The sequence below is a fragment of the uncultured Roseibium sp. genome, from assembly GCF_947496995.1.
Taxonomy (GTDB): Bacteria; Pseudomonadota; Alphaproteobacteria; order Rhizobiales; family Stappiaceae; genus Roseibium.
On the sequence record NZ_CANMFD010000004.1, the window covers coordinates 407,650 to 426,910 of the forward strand.

The following is a 19,261-nucleotide window of genomic DNA, read 5'->3' on the forward strand; positions in this document are numbered from 1 at the left end:
CCAAATGCGATAGCGCCTTCAAATCATTCACTTTGATCAAATTGAACTTGCAGCGATGATTTGAAAAGACGATAAAAACACAAGTTAACTTAAGCCATAACTTAACTTGAGAGCTCCATGCACCGCCTTCCCCCGCTCCGTCTCCTGAGTGTTTTCGAAACCGTGCAGCGGGCGGGCAGCGCCAAGCGCGCCGCTGGCGACCTGAATGTGTCGATGTCCGCCATCAGCCAGGCGCTGCGGCAACTGGAAGGCCATATTGGTGCGCCCCTGTTCGACCGCAGCACCCGCCCGGCAGGCCTGACGGAGGCCGGCGCCATCCTGCTCAAAGCCGTTACGGAAAACCGGGAGCGGCTGACCGAAGCGCTGGAGGAGATCCGGGCACTCACGGTTCCGGATGTTCCGACCATCACCATTGCCTGCACCATCGGCTTTGCCACCTACTGGCTGATGCCGCGGCTAGAAGCCTTCTATCTCGAGCATCCTGACATAGCGGTGAACGTGCAGACCACTGCGCAGGAAGTTCCCCGGCTCGGCCCCGGCACGGACATCGCCTTGCGCTATGGCGACGGCCGTTGGGATGACGGCGAGGTCCGCCTGCTGTTCGCGGAAACCATCGAGCCGGTCTGCGCGCCGTCTCTGGCAAGGCGTATCGAGGAAAACGGTGGCAGCCTTGCCTCCGCCTTTTTGATCCATGTGGATTTTGCCGACCGGCGCTGGCTCACCTGGTCCGATTATCTCGCCCGTACCGGGCAGAAGGCGGCAGGCTCCGCAAAGGGCCTGCGCTTTTCCAATTACGTCCAGGCCACCCAGTCCGCCCTCTCCGGTCATGGCGTCATGCTCGGCTGGCGGTCTATCACCGGCGACCAGGTCGAAAACGGCCTCCTCGTCCCCGCCGGCCTGCCGCCCCTGCAACCGGACAACGCCTATCACGCTGTCCTCTCGCACCGCAGCCGGAAGACGGAAACGGCAAGAGTGGTGGCGGACTGGCTGGCGCGTGCGGCTGGTGATTCCGAAACCTGACCGGAGAGAACCCTGTGTTCTGACATGCCCCAGGTATCATCCGTGCGTTTACACGTCTCTTCCCCCTTTCGGCCCATGCCTGAATATCCGTGTCCAATTCGAGTTCTGACCCAAGATCATTTCAGCGGATATGTGTGCTTCAGACTTGCGCATTGCGAAAGACCGACGCTATAGAGCGAAAATCGGCGTTGGACACGTCGCCTTATCAGTAAAATTATCTAATTACGCAAAGGTAATGAAGCTGATATACGCAAAACTTCTTATCACAGGTTGATTATTATTCTATTATATTTGTGATAAGTAAATTCTTCCAAAAAAATACGAGACCCGCCCCGGGAAAGGCAGAAAAATTGCTGGAAAGCACCTTCAAAATGGCGGGCAAGTATTCCCTGGCTTTTGCCACTCTCTTGTCTTTCCTTGTCACGGCACAGCCGGGACTTGCGCAGGCTGTCGGCGCTAACACGCCACCGGCAACCAACAACGGCTATGTCGACGAGATTCTGGCCGAAATCCTGAGGCGCACCGAGGGTCCGGATGCGGCCGTGCATCGGCCAGCAGACGCAGCCGGCATGTCCAGGGACCGGCTGCTTTCCGAGCTTATAAGCGGCGAGCTGATCGACTATGCGGCCATGGCCACCAAGCCGGAATGGGAAGCGAAACTGATCACCATACGCATCCCTCTGCGCAAGGGGCTTCAGGGCTACCGCATCCTGTTCATCCTTGGTGCCAATCAGGACGCATATTCACGGGTCGAAACGCTGGAAGACCTGAAAATGTTCTCTGTCGGATCCGGCCTTCAATGGTCGACAAGCCGCATCATGGAAGAAGCCGGCCTCCACGTCGTGAGGGCCGAAACGCTGGAACACCTGTTGCGGATGCTGGAACTCGGGCGCTTCAAGAGCCTGCCGCGAGGCATGGACGAGATTTTCTTCGAATATGAGAAATGGTCGGAAAAAATGCCGGACCTCGCCATCGAGGACACACTGACGCTCTTTATCCCGCTCCCGACCTATCTGTTCGTGTCACCTGAACGGCCCGACCTGGCGGAGCGCTTCGAGCGGGGCCTGAGGTCGATGATTGCAGATGGATCACTGGACAGGCTTTTCTGGAAATATTTCCAGAAGGATATTGAACGGGCCGGCCTGAGCGAGCGCAGGATGATCAGGATTCCCAATCCTAATCTGGGCCCTGAAACACCCCTGAACGATCCCGCTCTGTGGTTCACGCCCGGAGACATGCCTCCCGAGCCTTTGAACGCAACAGGCAAACAGATCGACTGACGCCGGACCTTTGCCGGATCAACGGCAGGTCGCGGTCCGTGCCTGTATTTGAAGGCCTCTTTGGGAACCGGGTTTCGATGGCAGGAACCTGCTCGTTTATACCGCCGCCTTTTTCTCCGAAACAGCAACCGGCCGGTCCCCGCGGACTTTTACCTGAGCGAGATTTTCAGCCACGAAGGGTGCCAGGTCGTGAGCCGGCATGGGCACCCCGTAGTAGAAGCCCTGAAAATGATCGCAGGACAGGTGGTCGAGCGCATGAACCTGGTCAGCAGTCTCGATCCCCTCGACCGTCACGGTCATGTCAAGCCGGTGTCCCAGCTCGATGATCGTGTCCAGCACATGGAGCGATTTCCCGTCGATGTCGGTCAGGGATGTAATGAAGGACCTGTCGACCTTGATCTTGTCGAAGGCATATTTCCACAAATAGCCGAGGCTCGAATAGCCCGTGCCGAAGTCGTCCATGGCAAGCGAAACACCCATCTTGCTGAAGGCGCGCAACTGACCGGTCACCTGTTCCTCCTGCTCGATGAGCGTGTTCTCGGTCACTTCAAGCTCCAGCCGGTTGGCGGGCAGCCCGGCACTGTCCAGAAGCGTTCTCACGTCCTCGACCAGCTTGCCGTCATCAAACTGTTTTGCCGAGAGGTTCACGGAGACAAACAGCGGTTCCGGCCAGGTTGCCGCGGTCCTTATGGCTTCCTCGAGAATCCATTTGCCGATTTTGTTGATTTCACCGGCGTCTTCCGCAACGGGTATGAACTCCGTGGGCGCAATGAAGTCTCCCTTGGCATCCCTGAGCCGCAACAACGCCTCGAAGCCCACGACCTCGGACGAGGAATGTTTGATCAAGGGCTGGTAATGCACCTCGAACCGCTCCTGAGGGAAACCGGCAATGATGCATTCCTCGACATAGCGCCGCCGGGCGATTTTCTCCTCCAGGTCCGGCGTGAACAGCACCCATGTGTTCCGGCCCGTAAGCTTGGCCTGATAAAGGGCGATATCGGCCTTGTGCATCCGGTCTTTCAGGCTCAGATCATCCAGGGTGTCAAAATGAACCCCGAGACTCAGATGGCCGGTCAGCGCGATACCATCTGTCCGCACAGGCATGCTGACAGCCTTTCGGAGGCTTTCGATTAGTGTCTTGAGGTCTGCCATGGTGCGGTTTGCGGAAATCAGGATGAATTCGTCCCCACCGAAACGAGCAGCCAGATCGCCGTTCGCCAGATGGGACGAGATCGCATTGCCGACATGGCGCAGGAACGCGTCGCCCGCCTTATGGCCGAAGGTGTCGTTAATGGCCTTGAAGTTGTCCAGGTCGATGAAAATGATCGCCGCCTTGCGCAGATCAAGCCTGCCGGCCCGGCGGGCATCCTCGACATTCTGAAAAAATGTCGAGCGATTGGGTAACCCGGTGAGCTGGTCGCGCGAGGACAGCAGCCGGACCTTCGCGTCGGTCCTGACCTGTTGCCGCATCTTGAAGAAATAGGCGAGAAAGGGCACACCGAAACTGAAGAGCACGACGAAGCCCAGCGCTGTCACGAGAGAGACGAACTTGCTCCGGAACAGATTGGCGACGGGCGTCTGATCGAGGTAGACTTCGACAACGCCAAGCCGGTCCCCGCTTTCGGAAATCACCGGAACATAGGCTTCAACATAAAGGTCGGGACGGTTTTCCTTCTGACTGCCATCCTGAACATCGATCTTCGCATGGCCGGTGTCCAGAACCATGCGCGCATGGCCGTTGTGATCGGTTTGCGCTCCCGCCTCCAGCGGTTTGCCGAGTTCGTCGGAAATCAAAACCATTTGCGCGGATGCATTGAAAAGCTTGAAACGGAAGACGTCCGCAACCTGGACCGCCTTTTCAATGACCGCCTGCTGCTCCGCCGTCGCCTCACCCGTTTTTATCAAGGCCTGAAGATCCGGCATGGCGGTGGAGAGATAGTGGCTCCAGTTTGTCGCCTTGCGTTCGGCACTGGCTACGATCACGGCATCCACAGATTGCTTGATGGCCAGGTTCCCCACACCAAGCATGACTGCAATAAATGCGATCAACATCGCAAAATTCAACCAGCCGCGTATACCGTTTGACTTGCTAAACATTCACAATTCCCGAGGCACCAAGAATTAATTACTGAACTACAAACAAACTAACATTTTTATAATTTAAAAGAATCCTGACTACTAAAAAAAACTGAAATATCAAATCGATAGCAATAACAACACTGTGACTTATTACAATAATTACGTATTTAAAATTGAAAAGCTGTTGGATGTATTCCTCGACATTTCTGCTCGCTGCTCTTCATCGACGTTATTCGCTCCGGTTTGAGAGCCGATGCGCCACCGCCCTCGCGCAGGCAACACGCCCAAACTCAAAATTCCCTGAAAAGCTCTTGACCTCTTTTTCCGCCGATGCCATAACCTCGACAGAACCGTACGGTACGGTTCACCGTATCGATCATCCTCATGTGTACCCAGTCCTGATCAAGCCCTGAAAAATGTCAGCAGCCGCCTTCGATATCGCCACCTCCCGTCCGGATGCCGCGCCGGAGTTCTCGCCGCGCCAGCAGGTGGTCCTCCAGCACGCGCTGACATTGCTGGTCGAAGGCGGGGAAAAAGCCCTGACGACGGCAGGTCTCGCCCGCACTGCCAGCTGTTCGAAGGAAAGCCTCTACAAGTGGTTCGGGGACCGGGACGGTCTGTTGGCAGCGGTCGTCGCCTTTCAGGCCAGCCAGGTGCAGTTTCCCTCCGAAGCAGGCGCGACTGCCGACGCTGAAACCTTTCGCGCCCATGTGGCCGCCTTCGTGGAAGCCCTGCTGGGCGTGCTGTTTTCCGAAACATCGCTGGCGCTCAACCGCCTGTCCATCGGCCAGTCCAACACCAATTCCAACCGTCTCGGACAGCTGCTGCTGGTGCGCGGCAAGCACATGATCTCCGCCCGCGCGCGCGCCATGCTGGAAAGCGGCCGCCGCCACGGGCTGTTGAAATTCGACAAGGCCGAGGACGCCTATCAGGTGCTTTACGGCCTTGCGATCCGGGACGTTCATATCCGCCTGCTTCTCGGTGAGGCCGCAGGCCCCGCCGAAAAGGATCTGAAAGCTCAGGCCCAAACGGCCGTTGACCGCTTTTACCGGCTGTTCGGGGCGTAAGCCCTGCCGGCCAGACGACAACAAAGACCGGCCTGAAATCCGGCTTTTCAAAAAGACAGAATGCAAACGGGAGAAAGGACACCCCATGCGCGTTTACTACGATCGTGACGCCGATCTGAACCTGATCAAATCCAAGAAAGTCGCCATCATCGGCTACGGCTCACAGGGCCGCGCCCATGCGATGAACCTCAAGGACAGCGGCTGCTCCAATGTTGCCGTTGCCCTGCGCGATGGTTCCACCACCGCCCTCAAGGCCGAAGCCGACGGCTTCAAGGTCATGAATGTTGCCGAGGCTGCCGCCTGGGCCGACCTGATGATGATGGCCGCACCGGACGAACTTCAGGCCGACATCTACCGCGATCATATCGCCGACAACATCCGTGACGGCGCGGCGATTGCCTTCGCCCATGGTCTCAACGTGCATTTCGGCCTGATCGAAGCAAAATCCACTGTCGACGTTCTGATGGTCGCGCCGAAGGGCCCGGGCCACACAGTGCGCGGTGAATACGAAAAAGGCGGCGGTGTGCCGTGCCTGATCGCCGTCGATCAGGACGCATCGGGCAACGCGCATGACCTTGGCCTCTCCTACGCCTGCGGCGTCGGCGGCGGTCGTTCCGGCATCATCGAGACCACTTTCAAGGAAGAGTGCGAAACCGATCTCTTCGGCGAACAGGCTGTTCTTTGCGGCGGTCTGGTCGAGCTGATCCGCGCTGGTTTCGAAACACTGGTGGAAGCCGGCTACGCGCCGGAAATGGCCTATTTCGAGTGCCTGCACGAAGTGAAGCTGATCGTGGACCTGATCTACGAAGGCGGCATCGCCAACATGAACTACTCCATCTCCAACACGGCGGAATGGGGTGAGTATGTCACCGGCCCGCGCATCGTGACCGACGAAACCAAGGCGGAAATGAAGCGCGTCCTGACCGACATCCAGACCGGCAAGTTCACCTCCGACTGGATGCAGGAATACCGTGCAGGTGCTGCCAAGTTCAAGGCGACCCGCCGTTTGAACGACGCTCACCAGATCGAGGAAGTTGGCGAGAAACTGCGCGGCATGATGCCGTGGATCAAGTCCAACGCACTGGTCGACAAGTCAAAGAACTGATCTTTCGGGATCGTCAGCAGACACAGGGCTCCGCCGGTTTCGGCGGGGCCTTTTTTCTAGAAATGCGCCTCGATCAGCCGGGTGACTTCCTTGTCCCGCGCAGCCTCGCTCTTGCCGCCGATCACGACGACGATCAACCCTTTGCCGCCGCGGTCCGCGGTGGCGACCAGATTGTAGCCGGACATGCGGATATAGCCGGTCTTCAGGCCGTCGACACCGGGAACCTTGCCGAGAAGGTTGTTGGTCGCCCGGAACGTGCGGCCGCCGTATGAAAACGATTTGGCTCGGTAGTAGCTTGCATATTGCGGAAAGCGGCGCTTCAGGGCGAGGCCAAGGGTGGCCATGTCGCGCGCCGTTGTCACCTGGGCCGGATCGGGAAGACCGGTCGCATTGACGAAGCGGGTTCTGGAAAGGCCCAGCGCCCGGGCCTGCTGCGTCATCTGCCGGGCGAAGGCGGCTTCGCTTCCGGCAAGGTTTTCGGCAATCGTGACGGCAACGTCATTGGCGGACTTCACCGCCAGGGCCCGGGCAGCCTGTTCCACGGTGATGGTGGATCCGGCCTTCAGTCCAAGCTTCGCGGGAGGCTGCGATGCCGCAGTCGCCGAGACCGTCAACGGCGACGACAGCGAATAGCGCCCCTCGGAGACCGCCTCGAACAACAGGTAGAGCGTCATCATCTTGGTCAGGGAGGCCGGATAGCGCGCAGCGTCCGCATCGACCGCATAGAGTTCTTCCCCTGTCGCGGCATTCACGACCAGAGCTGAATAGCCGCGCTCGACGGCGGTGGCCGGTGCATAGCTGACAACCGGGAGGGAAGCGGTCTGCACCGCAGCGCCCGATGGCGCCTGAGCGGACCCGGAAGGCGGCTGCGCCGTCTGACATGCCGCCAGCAGTACGGCCAGGCCGATGGCAGCCGTCATTTTCAGATGTGCGGTCCAGCGCATTCCCGGCCCCATTCCTATCCGGTCTTCCGCATTACGGTTTCAGGCGGTAACCGGTCTTGAAGATACGATGTATGATGGCAAGCGATCCACCGAGGAAGATCATCGTTGCAAGCAGTGAAAGCCACAAGCTCACATCCGCCTGACCGTAGAAGCTCCAACGGAAACCGGAAATCAGATAGACGACCGGATTGATCAAGGTCACCTTCTGCCAGAATTCCGGCAGCATGTTGATGGAATAAAAGCTCCCGCCCAGAAACGCGAGCGGCGTCACGATCAGAAGCGGAACGAACTGAAGCTTCTCGAAGTTGTCCGCCCAGATGCCGATGATGAAGCCAAGCAGGGCGAAGGTCACCGCCGTCAGCACGAAAAACGCCGCCATCCAGACAGGATGCTGGATTTCCAGCGGCACGAAGAAATTCGCCGTGATCAGGATGATCAAGCCGACCAGAACGGACTTCGTCGCCGCCGCGCCGACATAAGCGATGGTGATTTCCAGAAACGAGACGGGCGCCGAAAGGACTTCGAAAATGGTCCCGGTGAACTTGGGAAAATAGATGCCGAAAGAGGCGTTGGACAGGCTCTGGGTCATGAGCGACAGCATGATCAGGCCCGGCACAATGAAGGCTCCGTAGCTCACGCCATCCACCTCAGTGATGCGCGAACCTATCGCTGCGCCGAAAACCACGAAATAGAGCACGGTCGAGATCACCGGCGAGATGATGCTCTGCATGATCGTGCGCCGGGTGCGGGCCATTTCGGCAAGATAGATGGATTTGATCGCTTCGAAATTCATAAAATGTCCGTCTCTATACCAGTTTGCTGTCGAGCAGCAGTTCCATCCGCGGCAGCGTGCGGCCCGCAATGGAGCCTGAGGGCGTGCGGCCGGTTGTGACAAAGCCCATGCGGACGTAAAACGGTTCGGCGAACGGATCGGAATCCAGCTCGATCCGGGTCACTCCCCGGTTCCTGGCTTCTTCCAGCAGCGGACCGAACAGCCGGCGGCCGACCTGTTTGCCCTTCCAGTCCGGATCCACGAAGCAGGTGCCTACTTCCCCCGTCTCGCCGTCGGCGGCAATGCTGAGCCGGATACAGCCGACCGGATTGCCGCTTGCCGTCTCGGCCAGCCAGAAGTGATCGTCCGAAATCCAGCTGTCGCGAACCCTCAGTTCTTCCGCGCATTGCGCCATGAACGCATCGTCATAGCCGTTCGATCTCTTCGAGCGCATGCACAGGTCTGTCAGAGCGTCCCTGTCGCCCGGTTCCGCTCTGCGAATGGCGAAGTCATTGCCCATGATGATCATTACCCGCTTTTCACCAGATCGACAAAAATGTCCTCAAGCGAAGACTGGTCGGTCTGCAGATCCTGGAACCGGACACCGGCCGACGACAGATCCGTCAGAAGCGACGTGATGCCCGTTCGCTCCGCGTGCGTATCGTAGGTGTAGACCAGGCTGGTTCCGTCGCTCGCCAGGGTCAGGTCATATTGAGCCAGGCTTGCCGGCAAGGCGCTGAGAGGTTCGCTCAGGTTGAGCGTCAGCAGCTTGCGGCCAAGCTTGCGCATCAGCTCCGCCTTGTCTTCCACGAGGATGATTTCGCCGCCGTTGATCACCCCCACCCTGTCGGCCATTTCCTCGGCTTCTTCGATGTAATGCGTCGTCAGGATAATGGTGACGCCGCGCTCCTTCAGATTGCCGACGATGCGCCACATGTCGTGCCTGAGTTCAACGTCGACACCTGCCGTCGGCTCATCCAGAAACAGGAGCCGCGGCTCATGGGCAAGCGCCTTGGCAACCAGAAGGCGGCGCTTCATGCCGCCGGACAGAGACATGATGGCATTGTCACGCTTGTCCCAAAGGGACAGGTCCTTCAGGATACTTTCAACCAGCGCCGGGTCCGGTTTCAGACCGAACAGTCCGCGGCTGAAGGCAACGGTATCGGCAACCATTTCAAACGGCGCGGTCGGCATTTCCTGCGGCACGAGGCCAATGAGCTGGCGGGCGGCGCGAAAATCCTTCAGCGCATCAAAACCACCCACATCAATGCTTCCGGACGTCGGCCGCACGAGACCGCAGATCGTGCTGATCAGCGTGGTCTTGCCCGCGCCGTTCGGTCCCAGAAGCGCAAAGACTTCTCCCTCGCGGATATCCAGCGAAACGGACTTGAGAGCCTGGAAACCGCCATCATAGGTCTTTTCCAGGTCGCGAACGGACAATATGGGAGCCATGAAGTTCCAACCGGTTGAGAAAGTCGAATTTGACCGGGCGGCCAAATCGGCGCGCCACACTGGCATGTGGGCTGGAATGCCGCAAGATGCAAGACGTGCGGCCTACCGGGATCTTCCGGCAGGAGACCACCCCGGGCAACCGGGATTGTCCACACCGCGCAAACACTGCGTTTGGTGTGCCCCGGCTGGGATTTCGGAAAATTGACGCTATCTTGGCTGATACAATCTTCGATGAAAGCGAGACGCCCATGTCCATCCGCCCCGTTACACACATCGGAAGCACGCAAACGACCATGGAAGGCGCGGGGGTCAAGCTCGAACGCGTCTTCGGCTTCCAGGATCCGGACATGCTCGACCCGTTCCTGCTTCTCGACGATTTCCGCAACGACAGGCCGCAAGACTTTCTGAAAGGCTTCCCCTGGCATCCCCACCGTGGCATCGAGACCATCACCTATGTGCTCGCCGGAACCGTCGAGCATGGCGACAGCCTGGGCAATACCGGCAATCTGGGCGCGGGCGACGTGCAATGGATGACCGCCGGGCGCGGCATCATGCACCAGGAAATGCCCAAGGGTGACGCGAAGGGCCGCATGCACGGCTTCCAGCTCTGGGCCAACCTGCCGTCCTCGCTGAAGATGACGGAGCCGCGCTACCAGGACGTCGCGGGACAAGACATCCCCGTCGAGGTGGATGACGACGGCACCTCGGCGCGCATCATCTGCGGCGAATTCTGGGGCAAACGCGGACCGGTCGACGGCATCGCCGCCGAGCCGCAATATCTCGATATCCATGTGCCTGCGGGAAAGAAGAAACGCTTCAAGGTGGACACCTACAAGCAGACCTTCGCCTATGTCTTCGAAGGCTCGGGCAGCTTCGAAGGCGCCTCCGACCCCTTCGGTGTGCTGACGGAAAAGGAATTCGGCGGCGAGGAACTCAAGATCCGCGACGAAACCGGAAACCGCTCGCTGGTGATCTTCGGTTCAGGCGACGAGATCGTCGTCCAGGCAGGTGATGAAGGCATCCGCTTCCTGCTCGTCTCCGGCGCCCCGATCCGCGAACCCGTCGCCTGGCACGGCCCGATCGTCATGAACACCCATGAGGAGCTTAATCAGGCGATCAAGGAACTGCGCAGCGGCACGTTTATCCGGTAGCGAAAAGCAGGCATCCATCGAACGTTCAGAGGTCAGAAAGACAAGGTCCGCAAGAATACGGCCCTGAGCAAAGAAGACGGAATCTGATGGGCATCTGATTTATGTTAAATTCCAGGTTCCGAAAACAAGGGGCGAGTCGGATTTCAGGGTACGTCCATTCAACGCGCTCCTTCCGGCAAAATCAGATTATCTTCTTGTGTGAACCGGTGATTGGCGTGTTTCGAGCGCAATAATTTTTATCAATGTCAAAGGGTAGCCATGGTGCCCTGTCTCAGGTGATTTGATCCACCCAATGCTCTCCCCGATTTATAGGACAGACAGAAAGAGAGTGTTCGTCCGGATCACCAATGAGTGCCCTGAAGCATGTAGCCGGGGCTCGATTGACAAGCGAATGCCTCATGCATCCTCGGACGGCAGTTGCACGAGAAACTGACCCGATACAACGACGACAAAAGGCGTGACGGGATCGTGGACATGCCAGGCATTTTTACGAATTGATGTCCCATCAAAGCCCGCCAAGACGCCCCCATCCCAGCGTGTCGTTGCCCTAGCGGCAATTTATTATTTTTGTTTTAAATCAATAACTTAAATAAATAGATTCAAAATTGATAAAAACTACTTCAGATTGCAAATAAACTATGATAGCGTAATTTCAATGTAAAAATAAACGACTACTACAAGTGAATTAGTTCTTCGTGAATGATATTCATTAAATTGAGACTCCTCGTTTATTATTACATGAGATTTACATAATATTTTCAGATGAAAAACAGCCTACCTAAGAGTGGTCGTTCTCGCCGCTTCTTAAGAGGGGACGGAGTGCGCGTGAATTCACAGGGCTTCTTCTGATAACTGGCCGCCAACAAGGAACTCGGCTCTTTCGCCAGGAAAAGCCTCATGTCGAGATTTGTTTGAAGTGCTTGTTGACCGTTCAAATGATGCCATCGAAGGGAGTTTAGCAATGCATGATTACCCGTCTCCGAAAGGCATGATGCCAAATCCATCTGGATGTGTCGGCACCGCTCGGAGTTTTGCGCGCGCTACCATATTAGTGGTTTCCTCCGTTGCCACACCCCTTGCGCCGGCAATGGCCCAATCGACACCTGTCATTACCATTGATCCGACGGTTCCCGATGAGCTGAATCCGACCGGCGGCGGCGCGCCCAAGGCGACGCTGGCGCAGGCCTCGGCTTTCGCGTGGCAGGAATTTATCGCGTTAAGCTGGCCCGCCGGTCCCCAAGAAGGAATGCCGGGACAGCGCGAGGCACCGTCGACAACCGTCAAGTTCGGTGATCCCAGTTACAATGGCCCGCTGGTATGGGAGACCATGCGCAACAAGGTCGAGACTTTCCCCGGCTACAACGCGTTTAAAGAACCCTCACCACCACCGCCGCCCCCCGGTTATATTGCCGATGCATCAAAGTCTTACGGATACGACGCGCTACCTGCTTACAAGTATTCTACCGACGTACCGCCCTGCCATGGCCAGACGGCACCCACGACGCCACCATGGATCAACCTTGACGAAACCGACGAGATCACGCTTGCATCGATGTTCGCGGGAGTTGTCAGTTCAGCTTCGTCAGCCACAAACGCGGCGCCGAAGTTGGTGCGGTTTCTGGCAAAATCGAACCGGACCCATTTCGAATATATTGTTGGAAATTCCAGCACGGTCGCAAACGATCAGCAATGGTGGAACGCAATCCCGAAGCAGGTAGTCGCGGATACCAAGACCTATCTGGCCGCCAACAGGGCCAGCCCGCCAGTAGACATGGGTGACAAGCTGGTCAGTCTGCGCAATGGTACCATTGAGACCAAGGCTGGTTGGCGCGAACTCAATGCTGACGAAATGGCCTCGGGCCGCTTTCACACCCAGCTTGTGCGATACTACGAGGAAGCCAAGAATACCCATGGCATCTGCTACCGCGACGCGACGTGGGGGCTAGTCGCACTTCATATCATCCACAAGACGCCCACCGCACCCTATTTCATTTACGCCACTTTCGAGCAGGCCGACAACATCCTGACCGCAGATGGCAAACCGGTCGAGGACGAAGACGGCAATATCGTCGTTGACGTATCCGGCGTCACAAGCCTGGAACCGCAGGTCTGTCTGAACGACCCGCGTCCAGCGATGACCGCTCCCAGCGGAACTGAAAGAGCCAGCAACGCCGGAAATATCGTCCTGACCAAAAACTTCGAAACGGTCCCGGGCGATCCACTGACTTGCGCGGATCAACAATCCACTGTGGCTTTTTGCGATACCCCTGGCTCCAGGATCTATTATCAGAACACCAAGTTCCCGTCGCCAAACAATGCACCGAGCGAAGGCAAGATCTGCGTCAATAAGCGCGAGAACGCGATCCCCGCCGATGTGATCGCGGCTAACTCAGCAGCGCATGATGCAATCTCAGATTATGTGGGCAGCGCGGGCTCGCCCTGGCTGGCCTACAAGCTGATCAACGTCCAGTACGTCCCTCACGACAAGGACATTACGATTCAGACCAAGAACGGATCGATCTATAGCGGCACCGATCCACTGCCTTCGACCTTCTATCTGGCGAATATCATGGTCGAAACCAACCGGTCGCTGCAGTTGTTCAGCGGTGGCTTGTCGGAAAACGGCACGATTACAACCGATTGGAACACCGACGGCACCGAGCATAAGAACAGCTATTACGGCGGTCATTTCTACGCCATGGGCGGTTGCATGGGCTGTCATGGCAGTCAGGGCCAAAACCCGCTGAACCAAGCCGGAGATTTCAGCGTGATTACAGCACGCGGTTCGGTTTCCGAACCCGAAGCACCAGCGCCTGAAACCACATCAGGCATCAGCTTGACCATACGAAATCGTAGCCTGCGCTGACGAACGTATCTCAATCTCAAATTTCCTAATTACGGACCAAGGAGCAAGACATGACCAGTGCTGCCGAAGTGACATGGGAAAACACCATTAAAGACTATTTCACCGCTAAGGATGTCGCCTGCATGACCCCAAGGGGGGTTCTGTTGGACAGCTACGACTACGTCAGCAATCAGCAACACGCACAAGCGATCTACATCAAGGTCAAATCGGGCGCCATGCCGATAGGAGAACCCGCTTGGACTGCCGACAAAGTTCAGACCTTTTTCGACTGGGTAAAGGCCGGTGCCCCCAAAGGCAATGCCTCCGCGACAAGTTGAAACGGCAAGGTCCGCTTTTCCAAGCGGGCTCTACCGCCCACGGGTGAGGTTTCTGGTGCGTCCGGAATGACAAAATAATTTCAGGAGCGAGTTAATGATTTTCCGCGTTCACCCCGCCGTCGGCATGGCCCGCGTCGGCAACAGCGAAGAGTTCTATCTTGGCCCCGAAACCATGGCTGGGCTGCCGCTTGGCACCGGTGAGAAAACCGGTGGCATACCGATCAGACCGGGGACTGAATCAGACACCATCACCAGCAGCGAATTGCGTGATAACACGGGCGCGTTCAAACGCCAGGCCGCACGGTTCAAGATTTTTCAATACCCGGAAACCGGTTCGGAATCCTACCCCACAGGTCAGGGGACCGAGATCAAAATTGGCTCGAAGGTCGATGGCAAGACCGTCACCAACATTGTCTGGACCGTGCACGTCGCCAACAAGAAAGCCAACACCTTCAAGACCGAGAACAACAGACTGGCGCCCGATGATCTGATCATCGCGGGTTATGAGAATGGCAAACTGCCGCCGATCCGCAATGCGCCCGGCGGCACCCAGCCGACAGATCCGCTTTCGGTGCTGAACGATCCGACCCGGGTCAGCAAGCTGACCATCGACCCCGGTCCCCGAACCATCTCCGGCAAGAACACCGCGAAGGTCGGCATCGACAAGGTGACGGGAGCGTCGTGGTGGGACGGCAGCGCCGTTGCGCCGCTACCCAATTACCCGAAGGTATTTCCCGACGACAGCTTTGCCAAGCTGGACTGCCCGGTCGGACCCATCGATACGTTGGGCGAGATGCAGACCGACAGCGACGGGCGGCTTCTGGTGGTCGGCGCCTACGGGCGGGCCTGTGCCTGGTACGACGAGCAGGGCAAGCCCTATCCGCTGGACGATTTCGTCGACAACAACGGCTGGTTTGACGACACGGCGGACGGACCAGTTTCGGCAGCGCTGGTGTTCGACGACCAGAGCACCGCAGAGGTGCAGGGTGCCTGGGTGGTCTCGACCGATCCAAGCTATGCGCCGCAGACGCTGAACGTGGTCTCGCTTTGGGACGAATTCTACGACACCTTCGTTCGTGAACTGGACCTTGTGCCGGACCTTTACGCCAGCGGCTCCTTCAACAGCGCCTACAAGCCGGCGTTTCCTGACCAGATCCAGCCGATCTTTGTTGCGGCCTCGCTGCAGCAATGGAACACGAACCTGCCGTCTTTTGCCGCAGGCGCGCATGACAGTGTTGGTGGAATCACTGCAACGGAAGATCCCGGATCAACCCCCGTCGCCGGTCTGAACATTATCAGGGACCCGAATGTCACTGGCCAGTCCAGCGACACACACAAGATGCCGCTGTCGCTGGGCGATCAGGGGCAGTCGTTCCTTTCGTTGTCGCTGACGCAATACTTCATCCTGCAACAATGGAACGCAAAGAACTTTAGTGCCGCCGCAGGCCCGGACCTGGGCCCCGGCGAGGCGCTGGACAAGGCCATTCTGGTCAATTGCCTGGGCGGGCGGTTCAGTCCCGGCATCGACATGACATTTATCGTCCGGCAGCCCGATCTGTACATCAGGAACTGGCAAACCTCGGGTTCGGGACCGTTCCGGATCAAGGCCAAGACACTTGGCTACACGAACGCCAAGACCGGCACGCCATTGCTGACCGAAGGCTACGTACCGCTGCACACCGGCAACGAAGGACTGGAACCGGGTGACACGTCAAAATTCATGGCCCTGCCCTGGCACACCGATTACAATTCCTGCGCCACCCATACACCGAGCCCGGCACCCAATGCATCGCGCATGCTTTACTGGTCATGGCCCGCCCAACGCCCGGTCGCGGTCTATGCAGCAAAGGATGTGAGCGGCGGCAATCTTGGGGATCAGCGGTTCTCGGTGCGCGGCGACGGGACCGGGTCCGACAATCCGGCGGATCAGGGGCGGTATCAGGACTCCTTAAACATGGTGAAGAATTTTCACAAGATCGGAGTGATCCTTCAAGGCACCTCGATCGACGCCAGCGACGGCGGGCCGTTCAAAGCGGGTCACTATCTTGAGGTGCAAAGCCAGTTGGGCGACGGCGGTAACAAGGTTCAGCCGTTCCCGCAGAAAGCCAACCCAAAATAGGGCGATAAATTGGCAGGACCTTAGGGCCGCCAAGAGCGGTGTCGGTTTCCATAAGACATTTTGCGGGGGAGCATATTCCATGGGTACGAAATACAAGATCCATCCGGCAATCGGCATTGCCCGCGTCGGCAACAGCGCCGAGTTCTACCTTGCCCCAGATACCCCCGGGGGGCTCCCGCTGGACCCTGTCACCAACCAACCAATCTATGACGGGCAGGGAACGCTGCCAGCCAACCTGTTCCGCGACGCAGGTGGCGCGCTGAAGAAACAAGCCGCTCGATTCAAGGTCTACGCTTATGACGACACCAATCCGGAAGACCCCGGCACGCTGGTGCAGATCGGATCGACGGCAAATGGCGAAGCTGTTGCCAGCATTGAATGGACGGTCTATCTCGCCAGTAAAAAGGCCAGCTGGTTTCAGTTCGAGCAGTTGACCGGATCAGGGATGGAGGGAGACGCGGGCTATCTGAAAAATGGCTCCGCCAATCCGTTGCGGTCCAACAGCAAACTTGGGCTGACAACGGACCCTACGACCCTGGACGACCCCCGGCGGAGGCAATTGCTGCTCGACCCCGGCCCACGAACCGTTTCGGGTGCCACTGCCGCACCTGCAGATTTCACCGTGGCCAGCAAGGGGCTGAAACCCTTCGATATTACGACGCTGGGCAACATCCAGACCGATGCCGATGGCAACCTGATCGTACTTGGTGGCGAAGGCAATTCCGGCAGCAATAGCACCACAACCGAGATCAAGCATTATGCCAACAACGATGGCTGGTTCGATGATGTGTCGGACGGCCCGGTCAATGCCACCCTGGTGCTGGCGAATGGCTCCAGAATCCCCATCGATCAACCGTCCTGGGTGCTGTGCGGACCGCCTGCCTACGCACCCGAAGTTTTCAATCTGGTTTCGCTTTACGACACCATCTACGACGTATTTATCCGAGAGTTTGACCTGAACCCCGCAATCTTTGCGAATGGAAAGTTCCAGACATCCTACAAGCCGAACAAGACGACTGACATCGAACCGATCCTGATCCGTCCGAACCTCTACCGGAACGTGGCCAAGATTTCAGATTTTGGCGCCACTGAGCATGCCTCGGTTGCGGTGCAAGGCTCCTCATCCTTCAAGAGCCAGTCCCTGCCGCTGGTACGGCGGCCCGACCAAACCAATGTGGGCAAAGATTTGATGCCCAAACTCGCAGGCGACAACCCGATCAGCAAAGTCACAACGTCCGAATATCTTTCCGTCACCCGGACCCAGTACTTCCTGTTCCAGCAGTTCGCCCACGGCAACGTCACCACCACGCCAACCGCCTCCGCCGGAGATGGCGTGGCGCTGGACCGGGCCAATCTGGAAAATTGCGTCGGCGGCGCATTCTGTCCTGGTATCGAAATTACCTGGATCTGCCGCAATCCGACGCTCTACCAACCGCTGCCTGCCCTCCCCGCGTTGTCGGACGCTTTCCGGTTGCGACACAAGGATGTGTCGGGCGGGCTAAGCCTGACCAACGGCGCCAACAACGACTATTCCGCTGGGCTGGAACCGGGCGACGCCACCAAATACATGGCGCAGCCATGGCAGGCGGATTTCAATGAATGCTCGGTTCAAGGAGATTTTGGCTGGTGGTGGCCGGCACAAAGGCCATATGCGGTGTTCCCATTGGCCATGCCGGCCCAGCAACTGCAGTGGACAAGGCAAAGCGACACGAACTCAAAAGAGTTCGAAGATCTGCAAATGGTAACCAACTGGAAAGACCTGGGAATCATCCTGAGAACCGATGCCGCTGGCAAAAACTTCCTCGAAATCGAGCGCAATCAGGACGCCATCGACAACTTCCCCCCCGTCGACGATGGAGCCGAAGACGCAGTGCTCTACGTTGCCGCGACGCCGCTCAAGGGACGGGATGCAAAAAAGGTTTGAACCGGTCCGATTTCACCGCAATGCGCGATCTGTCAATCGGTTTCGAGGTCGTGGTCCTTGGCGGCGGTCCGGCTGGCTGTGCGACAGCCATGGCCCTTGCGCAGCACGGCATCCGTGACATCCTGATCGTCGAGAGTGGCGACTACACTTCGGCCCGCGTCGGTGAAAGCATCCCCCCCGACACTCGTCTGCTTTTGAACGAGTTGGGTATCTGGGAAGAATTCTTACAGCAGGCTCACGAGCCTTGTCTTGGCAGCTGTTCCTCCTGGGGCGACGATGTTCTGGGTTACAATGATTTTTTGTTCAACCCGCTCGGCCATGGCTGGCATCTTGATCGCATCCGCTTCGACCAATTCCTTGCCAAAATGGCTGCGCGGAAGGGCATCACGGTATGCACGAACACCAGGTTCGTGAGATGCGAGCCCCAGGGAAGTGACGGGCACGGTCTGTCACTTCAGTCCAAGTCAGACGAAAAAGTCAAAGAAATCAGCGCACGATTTGTCGTGGACGCGATGGGAATGCACTCTGGCCTGGCCCGTCAAATGGGGGCCCGAAAACGCTTTCTGGACCGGTTGATCTGCGCCTACGGCTTTTTCGACTATTCCGCAACGCATGATTTCTCCAGGCTCACGATCCTCGAGTCGTCGGAATATGGCTGGTGGTATGCAGCAAGATTGCCAAACAACAAATTGGCTGTCGCCATCGCCAGCGACCCAGAAACGGTCAGGCAACGCGCACTCTGCAATGCACGCGACTGGCTTTGTGAACTGAAAGAAACCAGACACATTGCACCCATAGTGGCCGGACGCGAGTTCAATCTGGAGCGGCCGCTAACCTATCCTGCATTGTCCTTCATCCTCGATAAAATTTCCGGAGATAACTGGCTCGCGGTAGGCGACGCGGCATCTTCATATGACCCGATCTCGTCACAGGGGATCTACAAGGCGCTTTTTGACGGCCTGTCGGCAGCCAAAATCATCGTGCAGTATCTCGCAGGAGAGGCCAATTCATTGGACGCCTACCAAATCGACATTCTATCGCGGTTCAATCATTACCTCGAAAATCGAAATTTTTTTTACGCCATGGAAAAGCGATGGCCCAATTCCCTGTTCTGGACCCGGCGCCAGGAAAGAACGCATTTATGAGGTTCTAGAGAGACGATGTT

At 57.7% G+C, this 19,261-nt stretch carries 15 protein-coding genes; 10 read left to right on the forward strand and 5 right to left on the reverse strand.

Going from position 1 to position 19,261, the window contains the following annotated elements; translation table 11 throughout:
• Positions 1-117: 117 nt before the first annotated feature.
• Positions 118-1,020: a LysR substrate-binding domain-containing protein gene (locus Q1B40_RS17900; RefSeq protein ID WP_299817296.1), complete on the forward strand. Its 903-nt coding sequence runs from the start codon at positions 118-120 to the stop codon at positions 1,018-1,020.
• A 371-nt stretch (positions 1,021-1,391) separates the two neighbouring features.
• Entirely contained in the window at positions 1,392-2,300 is a 909-nt protein-coding gene (locus Q1B40_RS17905) for a hypothetical protein (protein ID WP_299817298.1), read from the forward strand.
• Between the two features lie 96 nt (positions 2,301-2,396).
• Here Q1B40_RS17905 and Q1B40_RS17910 read toward each other — a convergent pair whose 3' ends face one another.
• On the reverse strand, positions 2,397-4,397 hold the full coding sequence (locus Q1B40_RS17910) for a bifunctional diguanylate cyclase/phosphodiesterase (protein ID WP_299817300.1): 2,001 nt from the start codon (positions 4,395-4,397) through the stop codon (positions 2,397-2,399).
• Positions 4,398-4,795: 398 nt separating this feature from the next.
• Between Q1B40_RS17910 and Q1B40_RS17915 the strand changes: the two genes are divergently transcribed.
• Together Q1B40_RS17915 and ilvC are read left to right on the forward strand one after the other, a co-directional pair.
• Positions 4,796-5,446, forward strand: a complete 651-nt coding sequence (locus Q1B40_RS17915; protein WP_103224710.1) for a TetR/AcrR family transcriptional regulator — start codon at positions 4,796-4,798, stop codon at positions 5,444-5,446.
• A gap of 85 nt (positions 5,447-5,531) precedes the next feature.
• On the forward strand, positions 5,532-6,551 hold the full coding sequence (ilvC, locus tag Q1B40_RS17920; protein ID WP_103224711.1) for a ketol-acid reductoisomerase: 1,020 nt from the start codon (positions 5,532-5,534) through the stop codon (positions 6,549-6,551).
• A gap of 56 nt (positions 6,552-6,607) precedes the next feature.
• On the opposite strand, the gene Q1B40_RS17925 is transcribed toward ilvC, so the two are convergent.
• From Q1B40_RS17925 to Q1B40_RS17940, 4 genes are read right to left on the reverse strand one after another with little or no spacing between them, the layout of a single operon-like run.
• Positions 6,608-7,495, reverse strand: coding sequence for a D-alanyl-D-alanine carboxypeptidase family protein (locus Q1B40_RS17925; RefSeq protein WP_299817304.1), 888 nt, complete (start codon positions 7,493-7,495; stop codon positions 6,608-6,610).
• Positions 7,496-7,526: 31 nt separating this feature from the next.
• Positions 7,527-8,288: an ABC transporter permease gene (locus tag Q1B40_RS17930; RefSeq protein WP_299817306.1), complete on the reverse strand. Its 762-nt coding sequence runs from the start codon at positions 8,286-8,288 to the stop codon at positions 7,527-7,529.
• Between the two features lie 13 nt (positions 8,289-8,301).
• The gene (locus tag Q1B40_RS17935) at positions 8,302-8,796 is read right to left on the reverse strand and encodes a GNAT family N-acetyltransferase (protein ID WP_299817308.1); all 495 of its coding nucleotides are present in this window, start codon (positions 8,794-8,796) and stop codon (positions 8,302-8,304) included.
• Positions 8,796-9,719: an ABC transporter ATP-binding protein gene (locus Q1B40_RS17940; protein WP_299817310.1), complete on the reverse strand. Its 924-nt coding sequence runs from the start codon at positions 9,717-9,719 to the stop codon at positions 8,796-8,798. Before Q1B40_RS17940 ends, Q1B40_RS17935 begins: the two co-directional genes overlap by 1 nt.
• Before the next feature lie 248 nt (positions 9,720-9,967).
• Between Q1B40_RS17940 and Q1B40_RS17945 the strand changes: the two genes are divergently transcribed.
• From Q1B40_RS17945 to Q1B40_RS17970, 6 genes are all read left to right on the forward strand, one after another.
• Positions 9,968-10,870 carry a pirin family protein gene (locus Q1B40_RS17945; protein WP_299817763.1) on the forward strand — a complete coding sequence of 301 codons (903 nt, stop codon included), beginning with the start codon at positions 9,968-9,970 and terminating at the stop codon, positions 10,868-10,870.
• 961 nt (positions 10,871-11,831) lie between these two features.
• On the forward strand, positions 11,832-13,736 hold the full coding sequence (locus Q1B40_RS17950) for a hypothetical protein (protein WP_299817312.1): 1,905 nt from the start codon (positions 11,832-11,834) through the stop codon (positions 13,734-13,736).
• A 50-nt stretch (positions 13,737-13,786) separates the two neighbouring features.
• Positions 13,787-14,053, forward strand: coding sequence for a hypothetical protein (locus Q1B40_RS17955; RefSeq protein ID WP_299817314.1), 267 nt, complete (start codon positions 13,787-13,789; stop codon positions 14,051-14,053).
• Between the two features lie 94 nt (positions 14,054-14,147).
• Positions 14,148-16,172, forward strand: a complete 2,025-nt coding sequence (locus Q1B40_RS17960; protein ID WP_299817316.1) for a LodA/GoxA family CTQ-dependent oxidase — start codon at positions 14,148-14,150, stop codon at positions 16,170-16,172.
• A 79-nt stretch (positions 16,173-16,251) separates the two neighbouring features.
• The gene (locus Q1B40_RS17965; RefSeq protein WP_299817318.1) at positions 16,252-18,096 is read left to right on the forward strand and encodes a LodA/GoxA family CTQ-dependent oxidase; all 1,845 of its coding nucleotides are present in this window, start codon (positions 16,252-16,254) and stop codon (positions 18,094-18,096) included.
• Positions 18,093-19,241, forward strand: a complete 1,149-nt coding sequence (locus tag Q1B40_RS17970) for an NAD(P)/FAD-dependent oxidoreductase (protein WP_299817321.1) — start codon at positions 18,093-18,095, stop codon at positions 19,239-19,241. Before Q1B40_RS17965 ends, Q1B40_RS17970 begins: the two co-directional genes overlap by 4 nt.
• Positions 19,242-19,261: the final 20 nt, after the last annotated feature.

What these genes read in the sequence shown, in the direction of transcription:
- Q1B40_RS17950 (WP_299817312.1), top strand. Translation starts at nt 11,832, where the DNA reads ATGCATGATTACCCGTCTCCGAAAGGCATGATGCCAAATCCATCTGGA.
- Q1B40_RS17955 (WP_299817314.1), top strand. Translation starts at nt 13,787, where the DNA reads ATGACCAGTGCTGCCGAAGTGACATGGGAAAACACCATTAAAGACTAT.
- Q1B40_RS17925 (WP_299817304.1), bottom strand. Translation starts at nt 7,495, where the DNA reads ATGCGCTGGACCGCACATCTGAAAATGACGGCTGCCATCGGCCTGGCC.
- ilvC (WP_103224711.1), top strand. Translation starts at nt 5,532, where the DNA reads ATGCGCGTTTACTACGATCGTGACGCCGATCTGAACCTGATCAAATCC.
- Q1B40_RS17900 (WP_299817296.1), top strand. Translation starts at nt 118, where the DNA reads ATGCACCGCCTTCCCCCGCTCCGTCTCCTGAGTGTTTTCGAAACCGTG.
- Q1B40_RS17965 (WP_299817318.1), top strand. Translation starts at nt 16,252, where the DNA reads ATGGGTACGAAATACAAGATCCATCCGGCAATCGGCATTGCCCGCGTC.
- Q1B40_RS17935 (WP_299817308.1), bottom strand. Translation starts at nt 8,796, where the DNA reads ATGATCATCATGGGCAATGACTTCGCCATTCGCAGAGCGGAACCGGGC.
- Q1B40_RS17910 (WP_299817300.1), bottom strand. Translation starts at nt 4,397, where the DNA reads ATGTTTAGCAAGTCAAACGGTATACGCGGCTGGTTGAATTTTGCGATG.
- Q1B40_RS17905 (WP_299817298.1), top strand. Translation starts at nt 1,392, where the DNA reads ATGGCGGGCAAGTATTCCCTGGCTTTTGCCACTCTCTTGTCTTTCCTT.
- Q1B40_RS17930 (WP_299817306.1), bottom strand. Translation starts at nt 8,288, where the DNA reads ATGAATTTCGAAGCGATCAAATCCATCTATCTTGCCGAAATGGCCCGC.
- Q1B40_RS17960 (WP_299817316.1), top strand. Translation starts at nt 14,148, where the DNA reads ATGATTTTCCGCGTTCACCCCGCCGTCGGCATGGCCCGCGTCGGCAAC.
- Q1B40_RS17915 (WP_103224710.1), top strand. Translation starts at nt 4,796, where the DNA reads ATGTCAGCAGCCGCCTTCGATATCGCCACCTCCCGTCCGGATGCCGCG.
- Q1B40_RS17945 (WP_299817763.1), top strand. Translation starts at nt 9,968, where the DNA reads ATGTCCATCCGCCCCGTTACACACATCGGAAGCACGCAAACGACCATG.
- Q1B40_RS17940 (WP_299817310.1), bottom strand. Translation starts at nt 9,719, where the DNA reads ATGGCTCCCATATTGTCCGTTCGCGACCTGGAAAAGACCTATGATGGC.